1 protein-coding gene is annotated in these 1,416 nt (G+C 70.1%); it reads right to left on the bottom strand.

Translation table 11 applies throughout. The annotated features are described in order from the left end of the window. Nucleotides 1-100: 100 nt before the first annotated feature. Entirely contained in the window at nucleotides 101-1,309 is a 1,209-nt protein-coding gene (locus tag CCN33_RS30435) for a VWA domain-containing protein (protein WP_086696500.1), read from the bottom strand. Nucleotides 1,310-1,416 lie beyond the last annotated feature (107 nt).

Genomic DNA, 1,416 nt, shown 5'->3' with positions numbered 1-1,416 from the left:
AACCGCGCCCCCGTATAAGCAGCCCCGCCCTCCAGCCCGAAGTAGCTCCGCAGATTGCCCACAGCATGCTCGGAGCCCAGATGGCTCCGCACTATCTCACTCAACCCCGCATCCACGCCGCGAACCCCTCCACCAGCCCCTCATAGAACCGCTCGTCCGGCACCGCCCCCGGATTCTTGCTCGCGTCGTAGAAGGCGACGTTGGGGAACTTGGCGCCAGTGGAAGCGTTGAGATTCTTGTAGAAAGCGAGCTTGCCCCGGCCGAAACCCACGAAGAGCCAGAACACCCCGAGAGACGCGGTGTTCTGGAGGAGGGACCGCACCTCGGCCTTGTCCCAGGGCTCGTCCCCGACCTGGGTCACCATGAACGCCGGGTCCTGCGCGCCGGACTCCCGGTAGTGGCCCACCGCGTGCCGCATCGCCGCCGCGACATTGCCCCAGCCCCAGTCGACCTGGGTGTGCAACTGGTCGATGCGTCCCCGGTAGTTGTCGAGCCGTATGTCCTCCAGGAACGGCTGGTCCCCACTGGAGAAGAGGACGGGGACAGTGCCGTCGTCGTCCAGGTTGGCCGAGAGGGCCAGCACCCGTTCCGCGAAGGCCTGGACCGCGAACGACTCGTACAGCTCCTCCATGTTCCAGCCGTGGTCCAGGAGCAGATACACCGCCGCCCGTCGCTGCCCGATGCCCCGCACCGCCAGCGCCCTGGACGCCTGCCGGGCCGGGGCGACCAGGGCCGGCGACACCCGCTCCACTTTCGCCAGGTCCACCACGGCGCCCGACGCCCTCGGTGTCCGCACGGGAACCGGGGCGGGCGCGGGAGGCTCCACATCGACGCCGTAATCGGTGGCGAGGCCCGCCAGCCCGGACGCGTAGCCCTGGCCCACGGCCCGGACCTTCCAGCCGACGTCCCGCCGGTACAGCTCGGCGAGGACGACCACCGTCTCCCCCGCGGTGAAATCCGGTGCGGTGAAGGAAAGTTCGGTGCCACCCGGCTGAGTGATCGTGAGTACGGGGGCGCGGGTGAAGACCCCGCCCGGCTGCCCCGGATCGACGCTGACGACCACGGCCACCCGGTCCACGTCGGCGGGCACGCGGCCGAGGTCCGCCGTCACCACCGAGCCCGCGACCGATACGCCGTCCTGAACCGGATGGTTGTAGAAGACCAGGTCGTGGTCGTCCCGCACCTTGCCCCCCGCCCCCAGCAGCAGCGCCGAGACATCGGACGCGGGCCCCTGCACCGAGACCGCCAGCAACACCGGCGCCAACGACAACGGCGCGTTCTCCCCCTTGCGCAACGATGTCGCCCGCATACGCCCCCCTTGCTCGCAGGGAGGACACGCTAGCCCCCTACCGCCCGGCCATGACGGCTTTTGACGGAATTCGGCTCGGCTCGGAGAGGCAGACCCCCGCACCCCCG

The sequence above is a fragment of the Streptomyces recifensis genome, assembly GCF_002154615.1.
In the GTDB taxonomy this organism is placed as follows: Bacteria; Actinomycetota; Actinomycetes; order Streptomycetales; family Streptomycetaceae; genus Streptomyces; species Streptomyces griseoluteus.
The sequence above is the reverse complement of the archived record's forward strand: the minus strand, read 5'-3'. Positions and strand labels throughout refer to the sequence as shown.

Coding starts and splice junctions, on each gene's coding strand:
- CCN33_RS30435 (WP_086696500.1), bottom strand. CDS start 1,309: ATGCGGGCGACATCGTTGCGCAAGGGGGAGAACGCGCCGTTGTCGTTG.